Here is a 21,350-nt window from a genome sequence, read left to right as displayed (position 1 = left end):
AGCAAACAACCTCCGGCTACTGCACTTTGCAGACCCTGGAGGTTGTTTGTTTTATTGTATAGGGACGGTCATCTCAAGCTCGGGAATATACTGCTTCCCCCCATCCTTTGATGTAAAGAAAGACTTAATAATTACACTCTCCGGCCTATTCTCAAAAGGTTCAAAGACCATACTGTATGAGAACGTATCCCCTTTACCGTTGCCGCTGCCACTAATCACGACAGCCTTTTGCCCATGATCATCCCATAGCTCAAACCAGATCATAAAAGTCCCCGCATTCTTATATTTATCTGGAATTGCTTCCTCAATAGCTTTGATATCCGCGCCGGGGTCTCCCTTAATTTCTGTCAGCAGACGAGTCGATGTCTGGCTCAGCTCCAGCCGTGTATAACGGAGATGGATATGATCATGTACCTTGAACTCCCCCGGTCCAAGAACAAGGTCGCCCAGAGTATTCTTGCTAACGGGAAACTCAAAGCGAAACCTCTCATCCATCCCATTAATAAGGACCAGCATGGTGAGATCAAATTGATCAGGGATTTGTAAATTCGGTCCATCCAGTGCTGAAACAATGATAGAGTCAGGTGCGCCGGCACCTCCCTGGGCAAAACCGAATCCGGTATTGACCATCTTCCCGTTCACGTAAAACTCGATATTATTTATTCCTCCCGCTGGCTGTCCCCCTTGGGTCAATAAATTCCACCAGCCCTCCTTTTTTTGATCCTCCTTAGCCTCAACACGGGTCAGCACCACCGAGAAGCGGCTTCCGTCATACATTTGTTCAGACACCCTGAGAGTCATTCCATCCAGAGTAACGGTCTGCTCAACATTTGTGGTTAACCCTGCTTCATTGGCTTTCCGCAGTCCGGAATCTCCGGCAAGCTGGAATACACTTGACATGAAGGGTAACTGCTTCAAGGTCTCTGCCATGGCCGGGGAGATGAATCCCAGGCTAATCAGGAGCACCAGCCCTCCGGCCACAGATGCTGCACTGATCATCACCCGGGACAGCCACCGGGGCATTCTTTTACGTCTAAGCGTCCCCTGATGCTCTGAAGCCGCCTCCAAGCCAGCCTCATCCTTCTCACTGATGATCCGGTACGTCTCCTCCATACGCAGATGCACAAGCTCCGGCAGTTCAGGAAGAGTCTCTTCCTGAAGGTCTGCGAGCCTGCTCTCCAACCGCTGCTGGCTCATCCGTTCACCTTCCTTTCTACAGGTTGCTCCAGGGATTGCTGTAACGTCTTGCGGGCGCGGTGCAGCCTGGTCTTGACAGCACTCTCTGACAACTCAAGCAGCCCGGCAATCTCTTGCACAGTCAGCCCCTGATAATAATGCAGCTTCACAATGGTCCCTGATATCTCTTCGAGCCTGCCAATGGCCTGGCGCAGATCTATCTCTTCTGCGGACGAAGATATGGCTTGTACGCTCTCCGGCGGATTGGGCATGACGACTACCCTCTCCCGTTTGCGCAGAATCAAGTTGCATTCGTTGATCAGAATCCGAAACAGCCATGTGTTGAAATACGCCGCTTCTTTCAGTCCTGAGATGGCTTTAAAAGCTTTCAGTACAGTCTCTTGCATCGCATCTGCACAATCCTCGTCACTCCTGACCATGGACTTGGCCATACTGTACATCCGCCGCTCCTGAGTCTTTACCAGCTGGATGAAGACCTCGCTGTCACCTGCCTGGGCACGCCTGACCAGATCTCCTTGTCCGGTGTTCAAATATGATTGCCCCCTTCTAACGGGAAGCTGCCGCATCCCCATTCAGTGCTTTCTTTCATATACTCTTTAGATGATGTACAAGCCGATAAGGTTACATTAGCATGGTATTTTTTATTTTTTTCTGCGTAAACAGCCAAAGAGCAGGCCCCGTATAACCGGGAGGCCTGCTCTTTAAGGTTTCATCTCTTGTGGTGAAGAACGTTACATATCCAGCGATCTAGGCTGATCATCCCCGGCCGCCGGACGGAACGGCCACCAGTTGGCCCGGCCGAACATCCGCACCATCACCGGCACGAAGAACGGCAGGAATACCAGTGCATACAGCGCCAGACCGGACAATACAACCGTCGCAATCTGCATCATCGACAGGACCCCGGAAGGATACATCGAAGCGAAGGTACCGCCAAGAATCACTACAGCCGACAGAATCACTGTCCCCATATTACGCATGGCGTGCAGGATGGCTTCACGCACATCCCAGGTTTTATTCTCATTGAAGCGGTCCATCAGGAAGATACTGTAGTCTACTCCGAGGGCAATCAGCATGACGAAGCTGAAGAACGGCGTCGTCCAGGTGATCCCCGAATAGTTCAGCAGATGCACGAAGATCGCTTCCGTGATGCCCAGCGCCGTAAAGTAAGTGATTAACAATGAGGCAATAATGTACAGCGGCATAATCATCGAGCGGAACAGCACCACCAGGATGATGAAAATACCGCTTAGCATCAGAATGACCGTACGCGTGTAATCTTCATTGGAGATGGTCTGCAAATCATTGTAGGTGCTGGTCACGCCGCTCATGGCCGTCTCCGCATTCTCCAGCTTGGTGCCGGCCACGGCACGGTCCACCGCTGCCTGAATCTGCCCGACACTGTCAATGGCCTGCGCGCTGTATGGATTCCCGGCGAAAACCACATCCAGGGTCATGACCTTGCGGTCCCCGGACAGATAGGTATCGAATACCTGCTGCATCCCCTTGGCCTTGAGCGCCTCTGCCGGAACCAGGAACCCGCTCAGCTCATCATCCTTGGCATCCTGAATCTGCTTGAGGTAATCCTGCGCCGAGCTTAAGCCTCCGGTGATTTGTCCCAGACCGTCCGCACTTTGCGTCAGTCCGTCCGTCAGCTGTCCAAGCTGGCCCGTAAGCTCGCCGAACCCGTCGGCAAGCTGCTTCTGCCCGCCTTGCAGCTGAGTAAGCCCGCTGCTGATCGCCGGAAGCTTGCCGACGATCTGCCCCTGGCCGTCTGCCGCCTGCGCAAGCCCGGTTTGCAGCTTGCCGATACCGGCTACCAGCTGATCCAGCCCTTTCGCCAGCGCAGCCTGGCCTGCTGCCGCTTTGGAATACCCTGCATTGGCCTCTGTCAAACCGGCCGCCGCTCCGCTCAGCTGGGCCGAGATCTGGCCCAGTCCTCCGGCCAGTCCCGCTGCTCCCGTACCGCTCTGTGTGACTGTGCCTTTGATCGTCTGGTAATTCACATCCTGGAGCAGCTCCGGATAGGAGGCTTCCAGTCCCGTGAATGAAGCTCCCAGACCGTTAAGCGCATCTGCCACGCCTTGAAGCTGTGTCTGCAGACCGGTGAGGCCCCCGTTCAGCGCCGTCAGGCCGCTGCCGATCTTCTTGTAGCCTTCAAGCAGTGCGGCATTGGCCTGTGCGAGTTGCTTCGCACTGCCTGCCGCCTGAGCCAGGCCCGCTTTGATCTCTCCCGCTCCGGCCCCGCCGCTGCGGATGCCTTCTTCGATTCGTGATAAGCCAGCGCCCAGCGCGTCAATGCCTTTTTTCAGCTCAGCCGTTCCTTCTGTAAGCTTCGCACTGCCCGAGGCGGCTTCAGCAAGCTTAGGCTCATTGTCCTTCAGCTGCTTGCTTGCTTCGCTCAGCCCGCTTTGGATCTTGGTTAACCCTTCACTGCTCTGATCCAGACCGTCCGACAGCGTAGCCACCTGAGTAGGAATCAGGAAGTCATTAATCTGCTCCCCGGTAGGGCGGGACATGCTGCGCACAGCCTTAACGCCATCCACCTTTTCCAGCTCGCGGCTGATTTTCTCGGCAAGTCCCATATATTCAGCAGTGTCCATCCGGTCGTCATTCTTGATGACAATCTTGCCCGGCATGGATTCACCCGGACCGAAGCTCTCAGATATAATATTGAATCCTTTGACCGAGGCGTAGTTAGGCCCGATCTCATCCATACTGTTGAAGCTCAGCTTCCCGCTGTAGGTAAGCAGGAATGGTGCCACAACCGCAGCCACAATCAGCAGCGCAGCCCAGGGTCTCTTCAGAGAGAACGAACCGGCTGCTCCCCAGATCCGGCTCTCACTGTGCTCCAGCTTGCCGCGGGAGGGCCAGAACAGCTTAGGACCCAGAACTGCCATGAAGAACGGCACGACCGTCACCAGTGCAAGCAGCATCACTGCTATGCCGACAGCCACCGCCACCGCCGAACGGTAGAGCATGAACTTGGACAAGCCGATGGCCACGAAGCCGACAAAGACCGCCAGCCCTGAATAGAACACCGTTCCACCAGCCTTCCGGTAAGTGGCGATGATGGCGCTTTGCGTATCCTCCGACTGGGCAAGCTCCTCCTTGAACCGGCTGATCAGCAGGATACAGTAATCGGTCCCGATCCCGAACATGACAGCGACCATGAAGATCTGGGTGAACGTCGAGAGCGGAAAGTCAAAGCGGTCCACCAGGAACGCGACAACCGACTGGGACACGATATAACTCAGTCCCACTGTCAGCAGCGGTACGAACGGAGCCACGAACGAACGGAACACCACGAACAGAATCAGCAGAATAAACACGACTGTGATGTATTCCGACTTTTTCAGACCGGCTTCCGAGCTGGCAATCGTATCCTCCGTAATCAGCCCTTCGCTGGTCATATAATGCTCCGCCGTGACGTTACTTAGCAGTTCAGCAGCCTTACCCGGCAGCTCCTTGACCGCCGCTTCTCCGCCTTGCACCGACAATGCCACCATAATCGTCTTACCGTCCCCGGCAATTAACGTATCCTTCAGCTCAGGTTGGGAGAAAGGATCAGTAATCGCACCAAGCTTCAGGGAATCCTTGTTCCCGGCCAGCTTCTCCACACCCTGCTTAATACTCTCGGTGTCTGCGGCCGTCAGCCCCTCAGGCTTATGGAACACCAGGGCCACTTGATGCACCGTCTCCCCGTCCTTGGCCGCAGCGACCTCCTTCATAATCTCCGCAGCCCGCGATGAGGTATAGCCGGCCGGAACAGCGATCTGACCCTTCTCGCGCACCAGATCCGACATGCCGGGAGCCGTGAGGAATAACACTGCCGCCACCGCCAGCCACACCGCGATAACTGCCCATCTTGCCTTCAAAATCGTTCTCAATTGCTTTTCCCCCCTGTATCCTGCATCAGAAATGCCAGCTTCTCAAACATCACAACAAAATGCTCAATATCCTTATCATCGAAATGGAACAGATACGGGGAGATCAGCTCATTCATCTGCTTCTGAGAGGTCTCATACACATCCTTCCCCCGCTCCGTCATCGTCAGGTACACCTGCCTGCGGTCATTCTCATCCCGGGTCCGCTGAATCATGCCCGCTTCATCCAGCCGGTTGATGATGGCCGTAATCGAGCTTTTGCCGACCGCAACAGCCTCAGCCAGATAGGTGGAGGTGCACTTCTCCTGCCCGCCAATCAGCCTGAGAATGCGGAATTGATCCGAGGTCAGGCCTTCTCCAAAAATATCCCGGAGCCGCGAGTTGATCTGCCTGGTAACGACCATATAAGCCTCTACGTAGCGGTTAATCCATTGCTCTGCATCTTTTCTCAAAGCCGGTTCCTCCTTCTGTCCTTATAGTTCACGTGTAGAACAGTTTCACAGTAAAACTATATTGTCCTTTTCATTAAAAGTCAACTGGTTTTCATGAATTTTACATTGTTCTTCAGCAGGGCGATTAAACAGCTTCAAGAACGCAAAAAACCACCCCGCACGCATAGTGCAGAGTGGCTAATATTAACTATTTCACCTATTGAATACCCTGATACCGTCCGTCCCGCTTACTCCTCGTCTTCCGTCTCTTCCACCTCATAGACACAGCGGAACATTTCGATTCCGGCAGCGTTCTCGCCCAGGCTGTACACCATAAAGCCCAGACTGCGGTAAAAGTCAGCAGCAATCTCGTCCTCTGTCTCCGCTACCAGATAACGCGGCTGACGGGAGGTGACCAGCTCAAGAATCATGCCGCGCGCATACCCTTTGCCCCGGTTCTCCGGGAGCACTGCAATATGGCGGATGTCGAGCGAGCCGTCTTCCGTCTCTTCGTATCCAGTTAGTCCGACCAGCAGCCCTTCCTCCTCCCAGCCGCACAGCTGCATGGCCGCAAGCTTACTATATTCCTCCGAAGTGCGTATCAGCGCATCCGGGTCATCTATAACCGCATAAGCCAGCAGCTCATTCACCTGCGGTGTGCCGACAAGCGGCTTCAAATCAATCAACATATGTCTCATCCTCCTAAAAGTATACCTGACCCGACGTCCCGCTATCCCCGCACCAGCCGCAGCAGCGCATAACCCGTCCACACCCCGAGCAGGTTAAGCAGCAGATCATCGATATCCAGGCTCCCGACATGCAGCAGCATCTGAAGCAGCTCCAGTACAATGATGCCCAGTGCAGACAGCAGCGTCAGCCGGATAAAAGAGCGGTAACCGGTGACCACCAGCGGAAGCAGAATGCCAAAAGGCGCGAATACTGCCACATTCCCCAGGAGATTCACCAGCCTGCTGGCATACGATAATCCATTCGTCATATCAAAGTATAAACGCACTGTCCGCAGCGGTTCAAGATTGTAACGGAGCGGTCCGTCCAGCTGAACCGTCCGTCCGAATCCAAGGAACATCCAGTACAGCAGCATTCCGCTATACGCGATCAGGAGCAGCCAGGCCAGGAAGCGGCGTCCGGGCGGAAGCGCCTGCTTGGCTGAAGTCTTCCCTTTCCGGCGGCCTGCATTCGGCTTAGCGATCCTGGCCACCTTCAACTATTTCAATCGTGCCGTCGCTCTTACCGATAATCGCCAGATCGGCAATCCCGATGAAGAGTCCATGCTCGACGACTCCGGGAATACGCTGGAGGGCAAGCGCCAGCTCTGCCGCCGATTCAATGGCTTCAAACCGGCAGTCGGCAATATAATTGCCGTTATCCGTCTTGTACAGGTCTTCTCCGCTACGCCGCAGCTCCGTCTTGCAGCCCAGCTTAGCGAGCGCGGCGACCGTCCACTCCCAGGCGAACGGCACAATCTCCACCGGCAACGGGAACTTCCCGAGCGTGGTCACGGCCTTGCTCTCATCGGCCACAACGATCATGCGTGCGCTGCCCATGGCGACAATCTTTTCCCGCAAAAGCGCACCGCCCCCGCCCTTAATCAGCTGCAGCGCCCCGTCGAGTTCATCCGCCCCGTCAATCGTCAGGTCGAGGCTGTCCACATCACTGAACGCTACCAGCGGAATGCCCAGTTCGCGGGCCTGATCCTCAGACGCCTGTGAGGTAGCTACGGCCGTAATTTGCAGGCCTTCGCTCACCCGCTCACCCAGCTTGCGGATGGCCCAGTAAGCAGTAGAGCCTGTTCCCAGGCCTACTTTCATACCGTCCTGCACATATTCGACTGCCTTCTCCGCTGCCAGCTGTTTCACATTGATACTCATTTTATTCCCTCCATGTTATCCGTTATAATGAACGAAGTGGAATGGGCTGTGCCTGTCCACAAGGAATTCTTATCCTAACCCATCAGCCTGACACTAATTATCCATCAGGAGGCATCCGCATGAGAACCGAGAACCAAATCCAATCCAAAATCAACGAAATGACGCTCCAGCGCAGATCCCTGGAATCACGGCTGGCCCCGCTGCCTCCCGGCGACCCTCAGCGGGCAGCACTTGACGCCCAGCTGACCAGGCTGGAAGATCTGATTCTAATGCTGGAATGGGTGCTGAACGCACCCGCGGGCAAATATCACGCCTAACTTCCGGGCCTTCATCTCTTCTCTAGCCGCTCCAGCCGCTGTTCAGCTATAGTTCCCAAGCATGGCCTCGTACAGCCCGGCATTCTCATGCTCGAAGCAGACGAAATCGATCTGCCGCAGCGGGAGCTCTGCCGGGCTCTTCGCGCGGACATACCCTACTACAGTTTCCAGCGCCGTCTTGCAGGCCAGCTCCTTCGGGAAGTTGTAAATGCCCGTGCTGATATTCGGAAAAGCGAGACTCTTCACCCCATGAGTGCAAGCCAGATCAAGGCTGCTCTTATAGCATCTCGCCAACACAGCCGCTTCACCGGCCGTACCGCCCTTCCAGATCGGACCCACCGTATGTATCACTCCGCGAAAAGGAAGCCGCCCCGCACCGGTGAGCGCAGCTTCGCCGGGAAGAATGCCGCCCTGCTTCTGACGGATTCCCGCGCATTCCTCCGCAATTCCCGGGCCTCCGGCCCGGTGTATAGCCCCGTCCACTCCTCCGCCTCCATACAGACCGGAATTCGAGGCATTGACGATCATCTCGCCCTGCCAGGAGGTGATATCGCCTTCATGAACCGACAGGATTACATCCTTAACGTTGATCTGCATAGCGGGTCTCCTCCTTCGCCGCAGTCTCCAGCGCCTGAATCAGTTCCTTCTCGCCCCTGCGGGCAGCCTTCCCTGAAAAAGAAACATGCGTAAGCCGGCCTCCCTGCACTGCGGCCTGGCGGAGAATGCCCAGCATATAATTCTGCGCATCCGATAACACGAGCTCGCCCGTTCCGGCGGCAACTCTGCACAAAGCACGGGTTGTTCCCGCTTCTGAGTCCGGCAGGTCTTCTTCCCCGGGCTCAACCACCGTGAATTGAAACAGCGGCACCGCCTCCGGCAGCTCCTCACCCGCAGAGAATCTCTGATTATATACCGAGTACATCAGATTGCCGGTATGCGCTCTGGAAGCATCCGACTCTTGCTCCGCAAGGATTCTGCTGTTCTGGTAAGCAATAATTCCGGCTGTGACCAGCAGAAACAGCACCACTCCCGCAATTAAAGTATACATTCCTGTCACCAGCCCATCGCCTGTAATGAACAATACCGTTTCTATAGTATCATGGACAGAAGTGTCCGTGAATGGTCCTACCCGTGTAAAAACATTTTTTTGCGCCGATTCCATAAAGTTATTTTGAAAGATTCAAATTAACAGTTGAAACTTCACGTGGCATGTCTCATAATGAAGTGGAGCCTGCTGTTTTGTCAAATCCATACGAAATCAAGGGAGGATACCTGGAAATGAAATTTTTCTTGGATACCGGAAATATTGAGGAAATCAAACGTATTACCCGCCTCGGATTAGTGGATGGCGTAACGACGAACCCGTCGCTGATCGCCAAGGAAGGCAGATTGTTTAAGGACGTAATCAAAGAGATCGTAGCTATTGTCCCTGGTCCTGTAAGCGCTGAGGTTATCGGTCTTACGGCTGAAGAGATGCTTAAGGAAGCTTACGAGATCGCTGAATGGGCTCCGAACGTGGTCATCAAGCTCCCTATGACTGAAGATGGTCTGGAAGCTTGTTATGAACTGACCAAAAAAGGCATCAAAACCAACGTAACGCTCGTATTCTCCGCTGCTCAAGGCCTCATGGCCGCCAAGGCAGGAGCAACTTATATCAGTCCGTTCGTCGGACGTCTGGATGATATCGGTGTAGACGGCATGAAGCTGATCAAGGATCTGAAGACGATTCTGACCAACTACGACCTGAAATCCGAGATCATCGCCGCCAGTATCCGCAACATTGCCCATGTGGAGCAAGCAGCCATTGCCGGTGCTCACATCGCTACCATCCCGGGATCACTCCTGCCATCGCTCTGGAAGCACCCGCTGACCGACAATGGTATCGAACGCTTCCTGAAGGACTGGGAGAAGGTTCCACAGGTTTAAAAACAAAGCAAATCTTCAAGCCCCCCTTCCGCATTCTGCGGAGCGGGGCTTTTTTGGTGTTGTTAGGTGGGACGGATTACCATTTTTCCTTGACTCATTTACTTGTTATGCTTATACTTGTTACAACAAGTAATTATAAAGGAGCAATTCATTTATGACCCTGTCCTCTCCCCAGCAATTCCTCGGCTTCCTGCTGGGCTCGACCCACCGGAGAATCTCAGTGAGCTTCGCCCGGGCGTTGAAGCCGTATGACATTACACCCGAGCAATGGTCCACCCTGCTGATGATCTGTGACCGCAGCGGAGTCAACCAGAAGGAGGTGGCCGTTGCCTCCGCCAAAGACCAGCCCACCACCGCCCGGATCGTGGAGCTTCTGATTAAGAAAGGCTTCATTACCAAAACGGCCAACCCGGAGGACCGCAGGGCGTTCCAGCTCTATGCCACAGGAGAGGGAAGGGCGTTAATTGAGAACACTATAGCTCTGGAGCAGCAGACTATAGATATGGCTGTAGCCGGTTTGCAGCCGCAGCAGCTTGAAGATCTCCGCAATATGCTAGAGCAGATCTATCACAACACCGGAAATATACATCAGGAATAGGAGTCAACCCACTTGAATCAAACCTCTGAACGTCTATGGACCACATCCTTCATTACACTGACCCTTTGCAACCTTCTGCTGTTCATAGGACTGCAGATGACCTTATCTACCCTTCCTGCTTATGCGGAAAGTGCTTTGCATGCTTCACCCGTGCAGGTCAGTCTTGTGACCAGCCTGTTCGCCCTCAGTGCGATTGCCTCCCGCCTCATCTCCGCCAAAGCCATGGAGAAAGGCGGGCGCAACCTGCTGATCTTCCTCGGCCTTGCCATTGCCCTCTCTGCGGTGGCGGGCTATTATTTCGCAGGCAGCATCCTCACCCTGCTGCTGTTCCGCATCCTGTTCGGCATAGGCTTCGGTATGGCCAGCACGGCGTTCCCGACCATGGCCTCCGATGTCATTCCCATCCGCCGCATGGGCGAGGGCATGGGCTATTTCGGATTATCCACCAGCCTCGCCATGTCGGCTGGCCCGCTAATCGGACTCAGCCTGCTGCAAGGACCAGGCTTCGGGTCCCTGCTGCTGGGGACGGCTGTCGCGCTTGCTCTGATCCTGCCGATGGGCTTCCGCCTGGCGAAGTCACTGCCTGGCGGTCATTTGGAGCCGTCCGCAGTTCCGGCAGCAGCTGCCGGAAGCAATCCTTACCGCAGGCTGCTGCTTCCCTGCCTGCTTAACTTTCTCTTATCCATCTCTTACGGCGGGCTGCTCGGCTTCCTGGCGCTCTACGGGCAAGAGAAGCACCTCCAGCATATCGCTTACTTCTTCCTGTTCAATGCCTTAGCCATTGTCGTGATCCGGCCGCTCTCCGGCAGAATCTACGACCGCTATGGTGCGCCTGCCCTGCTCATCCCGGGAAGCCTGTTCATCGCCACGGGGCTTTTGCTGCTATCCTTCGCCTCCACAACAGCGGGCTTGTTCCCGGCCGCCCTATGCTACGGCTTCGGCTTTGGCTCCATGCAGCCTGCGCTCCAGACGTGGATGATCCAGTCTGTCGAACCGCGCCAGCGCGGATTAGCCAACGGAATGTTCCTGAACTCCCTGGATCTCGGTGTCGCCATCGGCTCCATGCTGCTTGGCGCTGTCGCCATGTTCACCAGCTATGCCGTGATGTACCGGTACTCGATATTGGCACCTGTGCTGCTGCTCGTTATCTATCTTCTGGTACTCATGACCCGGCAGAACAGTAAGCGCAAAGCTGCCTTAGAGGGATAGCTTTACGCTAACGTGAAATGGAGAAAACCACCCTAACGGAAAAATAAGATTACCTTCGCGCGAACACAATGTATGCTGTTTTTGGCATACATCCAGGCCACACGCCTGCACGCCAGCAAACGTATGCTGTTTTTGGCATACATCCAGGCCGTGCGCCTGCTTGTGAGCACAATGTATGCTGTTTTTGGCATACATCCAGGCCGTGCGCCTGCTTGCGAGCACAATGTATGTTGTTTTTGACATACATTTGGTCCAACACACACCTTCTACACAGCAGCAGGAAGCTATAGTCTCCTAATATAAGAACAAAACCGCCTCGCGTCACACGCGCAGGCGGTTTTATATTTGCTCACTTCTCTTGCGTACCAGCCGTTACCGTTTCACGCACAGCAGCAGGCATGAACGGGCTTGGCTGTCCCAGACTGTAGATATGAAGCAGATGCATCGCCCGGGTACAGGCAGTATAGAACAGCTTACGTTCATGTTCACGCCCGTATTTCTCAGCGGAACCGTCATAGATGATTACAGCATCGAACTCGACGCCCTTGGCGAGGTAGGCTGGAAGCACCAGCGTCCCTTTTTGAAAATTAGGCGTTTCCTTCGTGACCAGCCGCACCGGCAGCCGTTTCTCCAGTTCACCGTGCACCTGTGCGCTCTCTTCTGCGGTCTTGCAGATCACAGCCACATAATGATAACCCTCCGCATGAAGCTTAAGCACATCCTGCTCCACAGAGGAGAGCAGATCGTCTTCACTGTCCACCAGCGTCAGAAGCGGCTCCTCCCCCCGCCGGTTAAAGGGTACTATCTTCTCGCCGCCGGGAATCATCGCCCGTGTGAATTCAACAATCTCATACGTAGACCGGTAGCTGCGGGTCAAAGAGATCACCTCGGTGTTCTCTTCGCCGTAGATGCTCACCAGCCCGGCCAGATCTCCCAGCACCTCGCCTTGGGCATAGATCGCCTGATTCAGGTCGCCCAGCACGGTCATTTTGGCCCGGGGAAACAGGCGGCGCATGAATTCCAGCTGGAACGGCGAGTAATCCTGCACCTCATCGACAATGACATGACGGATCAGCGTGTTCGTCCGGAAGCCCTGGCTAAGCTCCTTCAAGTACAGGAACGGTGTCGCATCTTCATAGGCCAGCTCATTGCCCCTGATTGCAGTAAGCGTCTGCGCGCAGATCTCATCCCACGCTTCAGGCAGCGGCTGGCGGGTATCCAGGCGTTCTATCAGCTCACGGCCCTCGAATAAACGGCTGTACAGCGCCTTCACATCCACGAAGCGCCCGCGCTTGGTCCAGCCGCGCAGCGGCTTGAGACGCTGGCTGACTACGTAGCGGGCAAGTAAGATTCGCTCCGCATCATAATCATCGAAGCTGTCATTATGCCCTCCGCCCTTGCGGCGCATCTGGTTATAGGCCCGCTGATAATCGCTGTTGTCCATCAGCTCAATCTGCTCGTCTACCCATGCTGCACTCCGCTCTTCTGCGCCGAAGGCCGCAATTTTTTTGAGCAGCCAGCCCGTCATCAGTTCAATCCGGTTCGCCAGCTTGATGCCCGGGTCATAGCTGTAGAACTGGCGCTCCATCTCTTCCTTAGAGGCAACGGCCTTCCCCTGGAACATCAATGGCTTGAACAGCATGCCTTCATGCTCCAGCAGATTCACATATTGCCGGATGGCGCTAAGGAAGGCTACTGATGATTTATAAGCAATGCCTTCCCGGCGGATATAGGCTTCCTCCCCGTCGGGGGCATTCAGCAGACTCTCCGTCTGGCTGAACACATCCTCCAGCTGAAATTCCTGGCCCAGCCGGTGCTCCAGGTACATCTGGAAGGTGGTCTGCTGCATATTCTCTTCCCCCAGCTCAGGCAGCACAGTGGATACATAGCTGTTGAACAGGGGGTTCGGCGAGAAGAGCAGCATCTGATCTGCCTGAAGCACCTCGCGGTACTTGTAGAGCAGATAGGCTACCCGCTGTAGCGCTGCTGATGTCTTGCCGCTCCCGGCGGCTCCCTGCACAACCAGCATCCGGCTTCGGTCATTACGGATGACCGCATTCTGCTCCTTCTGGATGGTGGCTACGATCGACTTCATCCGGTCATCGGCACTATGGCTCAGTACCTGCTGAAGCAGCTCATCGCCGATGGTGACGCCCGTGTCGAACATGACTTCAATCTCACCGTTATCAATCACGAATTGGCGCTTCAGCTCCATGGTGCCTGTAATCTGTCCTCCAGGTGTCTCATAAGATGCAGGTCCCGGCGCCCCGTCATAATACAAGCTGGAGATAGGCGCGCGCCAATCGTAGATCAGGAAGGTCCCGTTATCCTCCATCAGCGAACCGATGCCCAGATAGATGGTATCAGCCGCAGCATCCCCCGCCTCCGAGAAATCAATCCGGCCAAAATAGGGCGATACTACCAGCTTTTTATATTTTTTAAGCGCCTTGCTGGATTGCAGATGATGGCGTTCGCGTTCGTTCAGAATCTGTGCCTGCTGCCGCAGACTGGTTGAAGTCTCCCCCAGGTCGTCGGGGCTGCTGAAGTTCACTGTGACCTCTTCCCAGAAGTCTTTGCGCATATCCACGACATCCGTGCGGTGGAGTCCCAGCTCCTCTGACAGCAGCCGGATATGGGCAGACAGCAGCTTGGTGATGCCGTTTACCCGCTCCTGCTCCTTTTGCCACTCGTGATCATGTTTATCCAATTCATTTCATCCCCTTTGGAAGGTTGACTAACAATGTTACCAACTCTTTAGTCGTTTTACAAGTTTTTGCTATATAGATCTCGCGCTCTAAATTTTCTCACTCAGCACTGTACTGTCCTTGTCATCTGCGTTCATGCGGTGGATTTGGTCAGCCACTTTATCCAGACGCTCCAGCTGATAGCCGTAGTCATAGATGGCCGCAGCCACCACCGACAGCCGGAGCTGCCCGGATTTCTGCGGATCATACCCGTTGATGGCGGATTTCAGGAAGCGGTCATTGTCCTCCGCCAGCGGCTCGGAATCATTGGCTCCCGGCTTCAGCTTATCCTCGAATTTCAGCAAAATGTACTCATGGTACTTGATCAGCTGCTCCAGATGGCGGTCGAACAGCTCATCCGTTTGCTCCGTCCGGTCAGCCTGGAAGTAATGCCGGTCAATCGCCTCAAGCACCTGATAGCCCTTTTGCAGGGAACCCAGCAGGTTTTTGTAGACCACCATCTGCCTCGTCTGACTGTATTTAGCCTTGCGGAGCTGCTTCTGCTCCTCCTCGAACAACGCGTATTTGTCAGCCAGCGCTTTAATCGCGCCTTCCAGCCCGTTCTTCTCATCCCGGAATACACTTTCCTTCATCTCATGCGACACCGCTGTCCGCAGCAGCAGCGATAAGCTGGTGAACACATTCTCGATCTGCCGGATGTACTGCTTGCGCGGCTGGGGCGGAAATACAGAGATATTGATAATAAAAGCCGACAAAATCCCGGTCAGGGTCAGCAGGAACCGGGTTAAGGCAAACTGCCACTGGCCGGAAGCCTCCATGACAGAGATGACTGTGACCAGCGTCAGGCCGATGGTGTCGGCACGGTTCATTTTCATGCTGATCATAATCACCAGGATGCATACCAGTCCAACCGCAATCGGTTCATTGGAGAGCAGCATTCCGCCAAGCAGCGCTATCACGGCCCCCATCGTGCTGGTCTGGATCTGATCGAGGAAATACCTCCATGATCTGTATATGGACGGCTGCATGGCAAAGATTGCCGCAATAGCCGCACCGACAGGAGAAGCGAAATTGAATAGAACGGACAGATAAAGCGCAAGCGTTACGGCCATTCCTGTTTTGAGTATGCGGGCACCGAAAGCCAAATCCATCCCTCCCAAGAGCTTGAAGCTTATCATAATTACTGTGGATGTTCATCCTTTATGTATATCTTGTTATTACCCATGAACTGCGCTGGCGAATTTTAGTATGTCTTAAGCCGGGCTTCAGGATTCTTTCAGCTTTCAGGGAATACTGTTATACCGGGTAGTCACTATAACCATCAGAAGAGGTGTATTCATGAAAAAAACGACCCGAACCCTATCCGCATGGGCAGCAGCCATGATGCTTGCCCTGTCTCCAGCAGCCGCCTTCGGCGAGCAGCTTCCCAAAGGCACAGCCACCCCTCCTCCGGCCTCACCGCATGCCGGCAGAGAGCATACCGGCAGAGAACATCCCCCTCACCGCAGCGGGGACCGGAATCTCAGGGCCGGAGGCCATTTCATTATCAGCGAAACGGCTGAGCTCCTGGGAATGGGCCGTGAGGAGCTGATTGCCAGCCTGAAATCGGGTAAGACCCTGACAGGTCTGGCCCAGGAGAAGAAGGGCTGGAGCGAAGACCAGTATGTCCAGAAGCTGAGCGATGCCGCCAGCCTGAAGCTGGATGGATTCGTCAAGGAAGGGAAGCTGACGCAGGAAGACGCGGCGAAGCTGAAGCCGGGCTTGCCGACGCTGATCAAGCGCAGCCTCAGCCGCGTAGCCCAGCTTCACCAAGGCAAGCCGTCACCGCCGCCTGCTGCTACGAAGGCCCCCTGAACTGTACGGCACCGTCCCGGGGGAGACAAGCTAGCGAGACCGTCCTCCTTACGGATGGATACCGTATGTAAGAGAACAGGCACTGAAATGCCCGGAGTTACTTCTTCCGGGCATTCTTTGTGTGATGCGGATTCGCTTTGTAATTCCGGTAAGCTTCGAAGCAGGCCGCCGACAGCATCAGCCAGGCTCCGCTCGCGGCATAGCCGCCGATCACATCACTCGGATAATGCACCCCCAGATAAATCCGGCTCCAGCCGATTCCTCCGGTCATCAGCACAGTGAACAGAATCAGCAAGAACCGCTCGCTACGGCTGTGCATATGCCGCCAGAGCAGGTAGGCAATGACCCCGTATAACGAGAAAGCCGCCATTGAATGTCCGCTGGGGAAGCTGTAGCCTGCCTGCTCAATCAGCCTGTGAATGGTGGGACGCTCCCGGTGGAACCACAGCTTGAGGAGCGTGTTCAGCAATTGGGAGCCGAGGCCCACCCACAGAAACAGGGCAAGCTCCAGCCGGTGCTTTAGCGCGAAGAACAAAATGAGCATGGTCAGCACGGAGATCCCTATTGCCAGCTTCGAGGAGCCGACTAATGATAAGCCTTTGGCCAGTGCGGTAAGCGGCGGAGATTCCATCGATTGCACGAACCGGATCACCGCATGGTCGAAGCCCTGGGCTCCGCCCAGCTTAACCAGTAATGCGATCAGGATAAAAGCCAGTAAAAACCATATAAACCGCCGGAATCCACGGGACCAGTAATGATAATATAGCATAACTACCCCCTTGTCTATTTCTCAGGCCTTAAGAACACATTTCCTGGGAAGGTCTTTCCCGTGTTATAATGGCCTGGAGAAATTATTTTAATTAAAGATGGAGTGCTGCCAAGTGGAAAGTCTAAAATTGCAGGAACGTTTGTTGAACCAGTGCATCTCAACAAAGATGCCTGTGACGATCTTTACAACTAACGGAGTCAAAATGCAGGGACTGGTAACCTCTTATGACGCTTATACGATCACCTTGCAGGGTCAGGGTGACGGAAGACAGAACGTACTCTTCAAATCGGCAGTCTCCACCGTGGTGCCGCTGAAGCCCGTCTCACTCAAATAAGCTGTCTGATCGGCGCACATTTTAACCTAAGCTACTACAAATGAACCTTCCAGGAACTCAAAAGGAACACCGGAGCAGCATCCCGGTGTTCCTTTTGCCGTTGTCTCCTTTGAGTCAGCCAGCTTGTCCTACACGGGGAAAACCGCCGGCATCACGCACACCGGCTTCGACAGCTCAGCTGTGTTGCCGGTGAAGCTCAGGCGGCCGCTGCCTTCGTCCAGGGAGAAGACAACCAGATTATTGCCGTCCCGGTTGGCAACAATCAGATACGCACCGTCCGGTGTAACTGTGAAGTGACGGGGATGTCCGCCTCTGGTGGATACATGCTCTACTAGGGTCAGCCCTGCCGTCTGCGGATTCACAGCATACTGTACGATGCTGTCATGTCCGCGGTTCGAGCCGTACAGATATTTGCCATCCTTGGAGAAGGTGATCTCTGCACAGCTGTTCTGGCCGGCTTCATAGCCTTCAGGCAGTGTGGATACAGTAGCAGCCGTCTTCAGGGTTCCTGCCGCAGCATCATATAGGAATGATGTCACCGTGCTGTCCAGCTCATTAATGACATAAGCGGACTTCCCGTCTGGATGGAACACGAAATGCCGCGGTCCTGCACCGGCATGCAGCGCAGTGTCTCCAATCGCTTCCAGCGTTCCCGCCTCTGCATCTATCCGGTAGCTGCGGATCAGATCCAGTCCCAGATCCGAGACAAACAGGTAACGTCCATCAGGGCTGAAGATGGCAGAATGCGGATGGGGACGGTCCTGGCCCGGAGTCCCACCATGTCCTGTGTGCTGAGCGATATCCGTCAATGCCACAGGCAATCCGCCCTTGTCCAGCGTGAGGAGTCCGACCGATCCCCCGTGATAGCTGCACACGACCAGATGTTGATTTTTGGCGTCCCGGTTAATGTTACAGGTCGTGCTCTGGCCTTTGCCTTCGGAAGGCATAGTCTGAATCCGCTGCAATTCGGTCAGCTTGCCTGTCTCAGGATCGATAGCGAAGGTTATAACCTCCCCTTCCTTACCGCCCGTACCGTTCGGCTTCTCCCCTATGGCATACAGCTTGCGACCGGAAGGGTCCACATTGACGAACGTAGGATTCGTCAGGCCTCCTGCGGTATCCAGCCGCTCCAGCGTGCCTCCGGCTTCACCGTCAAAGGCAAACACCTGGATTCCGCTCTCTTCTGCGGTGGCGTAGGAACCGGTAAATAACAGCAGCTTCGTCTTTTCGTTCATCTAGAATTCCTCCTCAAGTTAAACAGCCATCTATATAATTTACAATTTTTCGTGAGGGTTGACAAATGCAACGGAAAAAGTGACAAAAAACATTTCAAAAATAAGACTTCTCAAGCCGTTCAGAGTATGATATAATGAAAGCGCTAACATTAATGTTATTAATCAAGATAAAGGGGGAACACGAATGAGCAGCCTGCTGGAAGCCAGAAATGTATATGAGGACTTCGAGGTGGAGACAGACATTCTGTTCTTTAAGGTCGGGGACCATGACCTGGTCATTTTTCACGGCAGAAACTACAATATTAAAAAGAGAATGACTGCCGAGCAACTGAACCGCTTATTGTCGAGCAACAGCTATTATCATGTGTACGGAGGCTGCTACGTGAACCTGAACAAGATCAGCTCCATAGAGGACGACTGCATCTACTTCGGTGAGATGGGCCTCTATGCCAAGTCTGTACGGGTTCCAAGACGTAAGCAGGAGAACATCCGCCATTTACTTAAGGGTCTGAGTTCCTAAGCCGGACACGTTATCCGCACACATCTTGCAGTACGGTACTCTTCTATTCGAATGATTACAGTCTCTCTCATCAGGCCGGAGCGCATATGGGGACACCCGTGCTGCTCCGGTTTTTCCTGTGTTTTACCTGTTTCTTAATGGAATCTTAAAAAGTAATTGTGCTTTTTTATACTTTCTTAAGGTTTGGAATTCTGTTTTCTGGTAAAGTTGTAGAAAGACAGGCACCACCTATATTGAAGGGAGTCATTAATTATAATGGACAAAAAAGATTTCAATGAAAATGAAAAGCTAGAAAACGGCATTACGCCGGAAGAGAATGATACTTCTGTGATTACTCCGGAAGAAGGAATTGAGCCTGCCGGAACAGCCCCTGTGCCGCAGGAACCTGTACAAGCAGCTCCAAGAGTTGAAGAAAGCGTTCCCGTAATGAACAAAGTCGGCGGCGGAGGTACTCCCCCATCCTCACCTGCTCCATCCGGCGGCGGCAAAGGCTGGATGATTGCATCGCTCGTACTGGCAGCAGCACTGATTGTAGTGCTGATTGTACAGCCTTTCAAGAAGGATGACAGCAAAGTTGCCGTTGCTTCCGTGAACGGAACAGACATCACCAAGGCGCAGCTGTATGATAAATTGGTTGAAGCCGGCGGGGAATCCACCCTGCAAAACCTGATTACCACCACGCTGGTGGGCCAGGAAGCCAAAAAAGCCAACATTAAGGTTACCGATGCCGACATCAACGAAGAGATCGAGAACCTCAAAACCCAGTTCGGCGGCGAGGAAGCTCTGAATAACGCTCTGCAGCAGAGCTCAATGACCATTGAAGACCTGAAGAAGCAAATGCCGCTCCAGGTTGAAATCCGCAAGCTGGTAGAACCGAAGGTAACCGTTACCGATGATGAGATCTCCAAATACTTCGAAGAAAACAAAGCGAAATACAACCAGGAGGAAGAAGTTCGCGCTTCCCACATCCTGGTGAAGACCAAGGAAGAAGCTGACGCTATTCTGAAGCAGCTCAAAGACGGCGGGGATTTCGCAGCATTGGCTAAAGAAAAATCCGCTGACACCGGCTCCAAGGACAAGGGCGGCGATCTAGACTTCTTCAAACGCGGAGACATGGTTGCTGAATTCTCCGATGCAGCCTTCAAGCTGAAGGTTGGCGAAACCAGCGGCGCTGTGAAATCCGATTACGGCTACCACATCATCAAGGTTACTGACCGCAAGGAAGCCAAAGAATATACACTTGCCGAGAAGAAGGAAGAAATCAAGAAAACTCTGATGTCGCAGAAGGTATCCGAGATGTCTGCTACGTGGCTGGCTGATCTGAACAAGAATGCCAAGATCACCAATACGTTGACCGACAAACCGGATGCATCCGCTACTCCGGCAGCCAGTGAAGCTCCTGCTGCGGCAACGGAAGCTCCTGCTGCGAAATAAAGATTGCGATATTGGTACAAGCTATAACAATATAGAAGGCTACAATAAAAAGGACAAGCGTTCATCCGCTTGTCCTTTTTATTTGTGTTCAGATGTCTGCCTCAATTATTGTTCGTGCAGAGTGAGCTGCTATTGCCCTTTTTTTCGGATCTGCTTATCGTGATTCTCGCCCCACTCTTTGGCCTGTGCAGTGGCGATGGCGATGGCCCGCCCCTCCTCATATCCGTCGTCCAGCAGCGCATTGGCAATCTCCACCGCTTTGTTGCGAACAGGCGCAGTGAAGTTCTTCAGTGAATCCGGGTAGTTCTCCTTATTCCATGGCATGACAAAAACCTCCTTGATCTGGCTATATTCATACTTAGCCGGATCAGGGAGGTTCTAAACTGCTTATCGCAGGGTTTTCTTACTTAATGACCTTCACGCGTTCTTCAATCGGTTGGAATTCCTTCTCGCCAGGAGGCGTCAGGATGTTGCCGAATGGCATCTGGGCAATCAGCTTCCAGTCCGCAGCAATACCGAAGGTCTCCTTCACTTCATCGTCGATCAGCGGGTTATAGTGCTGTAGGGATGCACCCAGACCTGCTTCTGCGAAGGCAGTCCATACTACGAATTGCAGAATCCCGGAGGACTGGTTGGACCAGATCGGGAAGTTCTCAGCATACAGGGCAAAATTCTCCTGCAGGTGCTTCACCACTGCCTGATCTTCGAAGAATAGCACGGAGCCGTAGCCGGCTTTGAAGGAGGACAGCTTCTGAGCCGTGCCTTCGAATTGTTCAGTAGGAACGATCTTGCGCAGGGTCTCAGCTGTAATATCCCACAGCTTATCATGTTGTTCGCCCAGCAATACGACAGCTCTTGAGCTTTGCGAGTTGAAGGAAGTTGGGCTATGTAGAACGGCCTCTTCAACAATCTTCTGAATTTGTTCATCAGAGATTGGGGATTCTTTACTGATGGCGTATATGGAACGTCTGCCTTTTACCGCTTCAAAAAAAGTCTTAGACATAAAATAACTACCTCCATTAAATTAAGTAACTTACTTTTTTTA

The 21,350-nt window shown here is 53.8% G+C and carries 23 protein-coding genes; 8 read left to right on the top strand and 15 right to left on the bottom strand.

The features are described from left to right. Window positions 1–51 precede the first annotated feature (51 nt). From MKX63_RS26170 to rpiA, 7 genes are all read right to left on the bottom strand, one after another. A complete protein-coding gene (locus tag MKX63_RS26170; RefSeq protein ID WP_341021286.1) occupies window positions 52–1,197 on the bottom strand; it encodes a DUF4179 domain-containing protein in 1,146 nt (381 codons plus the stop codon). Beyond that, entirely contained in the window at window positions 1,194–1,727 is a 534-nt protein-coding gene (locus MKX63_RS26165) for a sigma-70 family RNA polymerase sigma factor (protein WP_340826932.1), read from the bottom strand. Before MKX63_RS26165 ends, MKX63_RS26170 begins: the two co-directional genes overlap by 4 nt. 201 nt (window positions 1,728–1,928) lie before the next feature. Further along, a complete protein-coding gene (locus tag MKX63_RS26160; protein WP_341021284.1) occupies window positions 1,929–5,087 on the bottom strand; it encodes an MMPL family transporter in 3,159 nt (1,052 codons plus the stop codon). Further along, complete coding sequence (locus MKX63_RS26155) at window positions 5,084–5,536, bottom strand: MarR family winged helix-turn-helix transcriptional regulator (protein ID WP_341021282.1); 453 nt, start codon at window positions 5,534–5,536, stop codon at window positions 5,084–5,086. The genes MKX63_RS26160 and MKX63_RS26155 overlap by 4 nt, the downstream gene beginning before the upstream one ends. 227 nt (window positions 5,537–5,763) lie before the next feature. Further along, window positions 5,764–6,204: a GNAT family N-acetyltransferase gene (locus MKX63_RS26150; protein ID WP_341021280.1), complete on the bottom strand. Its 441-nt coding sequence runs from the start codon at window positions 6,202–6,204 to the stop codon at window positions 5,764–5,766. A gap of 41 nt (window positions 6,205–6,245) precedes the next feature. Next, window positions 6,246–6,734, bottom strand: a complete 489-nt coding sequence (locus MKX63_RS26145) for a VanZ family protein (protein WP_341021279.1) — start codon at window positions 6,732–6,734, stop codon at window positions 6,246–6,248. Then, window positions 6,718–7,398, bottom strand: a complete 681-nt coding sequence (gene rpiA / locus MKX63_RS26140) for a ribose-5-phosphate isomerase RpiA (RefSeq protein ID WP_341023285.1) — start codon at window positions 7,396–7,398, stop codon at window positions 6,718–6,720. Before rpiA ends, MKX63_RS26145 begins: the two co-directional genes overlap by 17 nt. A 125-nt stretch (window positions 7,399–7,523) precedes the next feature. Here rpiA and MKX63_RS26135 point away from each other — a divergent pair, with 125 nt between their 5' ends. Continuing rightward, window positions 7,524–7,721 carry a hypothetical protein gene (locus MKX63_RS26135; protein ID WP_036694433.1) on the top strand — a complete coding sequence of 66 codons (198 nt, stop codon included), beginning with the start codon at window positions 7,524–7,526 and terminating at the stop codon, window positions 7,719–7,721. A 42-nt stretch (window positions 7,722–7,763) separates the two neighbouring features. On the opposite strand, the gene MKX63_RS26130 is transcribed toward MKX63_RS26135, so the two are convergent. Next, the gene (locus MKX63_RS26130; RefSeq protein WP_341021278.1) at window positions 7,764–8,318 is read right to left on the bottom strand and encodes a macro domain-containing protein; all 555 of its coding nucleotides are present in this window, start codon (window positions 8,316–8,318) and stop codon (window positions 7,764–7,766) included. Beyond that, window positions 8,302–8,883, bottom strand: a complete 582-nt coding sequence (locus MKX63_RS26125) for a hypothetical protein (protein WP_341021277.1) — start codon at window positions 8,881–8,883, stop codon at window positions 8,302–8,304. The genes MKX63_RS26130 and MKX63_RS26125 overlap by 17 nt, the downstream gene beginning before the upstream one ends. A 116-nt stretch (window positions 8,884–8,999) precedes the next feature. Here MKX63_RS26125 and fsa point away from each other — a divergent pair, with 116 nt between their 5' ends. From fsa to MKX63_RS26110, 3 genes are all read left to right on the top strand, one after another. Next, window positions 9,000–9,647 carry a fructose-6-phosphate aldolase gene (gene fsa / locus MKX63_RS26120; protein WP_036694437.1) on the top strand — a complete coding sequence of 216 codons (648 nt, stop codon included), beginning with the start codon at window positions 9,000–9,002 and terminating at the stop codon, window positions 9,645–9,647. 154 nt (window positions 9,648–9,801) lie between these two features. Continuing rightward, complete coding sequence (locus MKX63_RS26115; protein WP_341021275.1) at window positions 9,802–10,245, top strand: MarR family winged helix-turn-helix transcriptional regulator; 444 nt, start codon at window positions 9,802–9,804, stop codon at window positions 10,243–10,245. A gap of 12 nt (window positions 10,246–10,257) precedes the next feature. After that, on the top strand, window positions 10,258–11,454 hold the full coding sequence (locus MKX63_RS26110; RefSeq protein ID WP_341021274.1) for an MFS transporter: 1,197 nt from the start codon (window positions 10,258–10,260) through the stop codon (window positions 11,452–11,454). 349 nt (window positions 11,455–11,803) lie between these two features. Here MKX63_RS26110 and helD read toward each other — a convergent pair whose 3' ends face one another. Both helD and MKX63_RS26100 read right to left on the bottom strand, forming a co-directional pair. Beyond that, window positions 11,804–14,161 carry an RNA polymerase recycling motor HelD gene (gene helD / locus MKX63_RS26105; protein WP_341021273.1) on the bottom strand — a complete coding sequence of 786 codons (2,358 nt, stop codon included), beginning with the start codon at window positions 14,159–14,161 and terminating at the stop codon, window positions 11,804–11,806. An 87-nt stretch (window positions 14,162–14,248) separates the two neighbouring features. After that, on the bottom strand, window positions 14,249–15,304 hold the full coding sequence (locus MKX63_RS26100) for an FUSC family protein (protein WP_341021272.1): 1,056 nt from the start codon (window positions 15,302–15,304) through the stop codon (window positions 14,249–14,251). Window positions 15,305–15,497: 193 nt separating this feature from the next. Between MKX63_RS26100 and MKX63_RS26095 the strand changes: the two genes are divergently transcribed. After that, window positions 15,498–16,013 carry a hypothetical protein gene (locus MKX63_RS26095; RefSeq protein WP_341021271.1) on the top strand — a complete coding sequence of 172 codons (516 nt, stop codon included), beginning with the start codon at window positions 15,498–15,500 and terminating at the stop codon, window positions 16,011–16,013. Window positions 16,014–16,110: 97 nt separating this feature from the next. Here the strand turns inward: MKX63_RS26095 and MKX63_RS26090 are convergent, their stop codons facing one another. Continuing rightward, complete coding sequence (locus tag MKX63_RS26090; RefSeq protein WP_341021270.1) at window positions 16,111–16,782, bottom strand: phosphatase PAP2 family protein; 672 nt, start codon at window positions 16,780–16,782, stop codon at window positions 16,111–16,113. A gap of 97 nt (window positions 16,783–16,879) precedes the next feature. Here MKX63_RS26090 and hfq point away from each other — a divergent pair, with 97 nt between their 5' ends. Beyond that, window positions 16,880–17,116: an RNA chaperone Hfq gene (gene hfq / locus MKX63_RS26085; protein WP_036694444.1), complete on the top strand. Its 237-nt coding sequence runs from the start codon at window positions 16,880–16,882 to the stop codon at window positions 17,114–17,116. 128 nt (window positions 17,117–17,244) lie between these two features. Here the strand turns inward: hfq and MKX63_RS26080 are convergent, their stop codons facing one another. Beyond that, window positions 17,245–18,351, bottom strand: coding sequence for a lactonase family protein (locus MKX63_RS26080; protein WP_341021267.1), 1,107 nt, complete (start codon window positions 18,349–18,351; stop codon window positions 17,245–17,247). 184 nt (window positions 18,352–18,535) lie between these two features. Here MKX63_RS26080 and MKX63_RS26075 point away from each other — a divergent pair, with 184 nt between their 5' ends. Both MKX63_RS26075 and MKX63_RS26070 read left to right on the top strand, forming a co-directional pair. Then, complete coding sequence (locus MKX63_RS26075; RefSeq protein WP_173126417.1) at window positions 18,536–18,871, top strand: LytTR family transcriptional regulator DNA-binding domain-containing protein; 336 nt, start codon at window positions 18,536–18,538, stop codon at window positions 18,869–18,871. A 255-nt stretch (window positions 18,872–19,126) separates the two neighbouring features. Then, entirely contained in the window at window positions 19,127–20,305 is a 1,179-nt protein-coding gene (locus MKX63_RS26070) for a peptidylprolyl isomerase (protein WP_341021266.1), read from the top strand. A 129-nt stretch (window positions 20,306–20,434) separates the two neighbouring features. Here the strand turns inward: MKX63_RS26070 and MKX63_RS26065 are convergent, their stop codons facing one another. Together MKX63_RS26065 and MKX63_RS26060 are read right to left on the bottom strand one after the other, a co-directional pair. After that, window positions 20,435–20,629, bottom strand: coding sequence for a DUF2188 domain-containing protein (locus MKX63_RS26065; protein WP_341021264.1), 195 nt, complete (start codon window positions 20,627–20,629; stop codon window positions 20,435–20,437). Window positions 20,630–20,708: 79 nt separating this feature from the next. Next, window positions 20,709–21,308: a nitroreductase family protein gene (locus tag MKX63_RS26060; RefSeq protein WP_341021262.1), complete on the bottom strand. Its 600-nt coding sequence runs from the start codon at window positions 21,306–21,308 to the stop codon at window positions 20,709–20,711. Between the last annotated feature and the right edge of the window lie 42 nt (window positions 21,309–21,350).

Origin of the sequence: Paenibacillus sp. FSL R7-0179, from assembly GCF_038002265.1 — a bacterium.
In the GTDB taxonomy this organism is placed as follows: domain Bacteria; phylum Bacillota; class Bacilli; order Paenibacillales; family Paenibacillaceae; genus Paenibacillus_AQ.
This window is presented reverse-complemented; position numbering and strand designations above follow the sequence as displayed.

Coding starts and splice junctions, on each gene's coding strand:
- MKX63_RS26170 (WP_341021286.1), bottom strand. CDS start 1,197: ATGAGCCAGCAGCGGTTGGAGAGCAGGCTCGCAGACCTTCAGGAAGAG.
- MKX63_RS26115 (WP_341021275.1), top strand. CDS start 9,802: ATGACCCTGTCCTCTCCCCAGCAATTCCTCGGCTTCCTGCTGGGCTCG.
- fsa (WP_036694437.1), top strand. CDS start 9,000: ATGAAATTTTTCTTGGATACCGGAAATATTGAGGAAATCAAACGTATT.
- MKX63_RS26075 (WP_173126417.1), top strand. CDS start 18,536: ATGAGCAGCCTGCTGGAAGCCAGAAATGTATATGAGGACTTCGAGGTG.
- MKX63_RS26125 (WP_341021277.1), bottom strand. CDS start 8,883: ATGGAATCGGCGCAAAAAAATGTTTTTACACGGGTAGGACCATTCACG.
- MKX63_RS26095 (WP_341021271.1), top strand. CDS start 15,498: ATGAAAAAAACGACCCGAACCCTATCCGCATGGGCAGCAGCCATGATG.
- MKX63_RS26060 (WP_341021262.1), bottom strand. CDS start 21,308: ATGTCTAAGACTTTTTTTGAAGCGGTAAAAGGCAGACGTTCCATATAC.
- MKX63_RS26065 (WP_341021264.1), bottom strand. CDS start 20,629: ATGCCATGGAATAAGGAGAACTACCCGGATTCACTGAAGAACTTCACT.
- MKX63_RS26070 (WP_341021266.1), top strand. CDS start 19,127: ATGGACAAAAAAGATTTCAATGAAAATGAAAAGCTAGAAAACGGCATT.
- hfq (WP_036694444.1), top strand. CDS start 16,880: ATGGAGTGCTGCCAAGTGGAAAGTCTAAAATTGCAGGAACGTTTGTTG.
- MKX63_RS26080 (WP_341021267.1), bottom strand. CDS start 18,351: ATGAACGAAAAGACGAAGCTGCTGTTATTTACCGGTTCCTACGCCACC.
- MKX63_RS26130 (WP_341021278.1), bottom strand. CDS start 8,318: ATGCAGATCAACGTTAAGGATGTAATCCTGTCGGTTCATGAAGGCGAT.
- MKX63_RS26090 (WP_341021270.1), bottom strand. CDS start 16,782: ATGCTATATTATCATTACTGGTCCCGTGGATTCCGGCGGTTTATATGG.
- MKX63_RS26135 (WP_036694433.1), top strand. CDS start 7,524: ATGAGAACCGAGAACCAAATCCAATCCAAAATCAACGAAATGACGCTC.
- MKX63_RS26150 (WP_341021280.1), bottom strand. CDS start 6,204: ATGTTGATTGATTTGAAGCCGCTTGTCGGCACACCGCAGGTGAATGAG.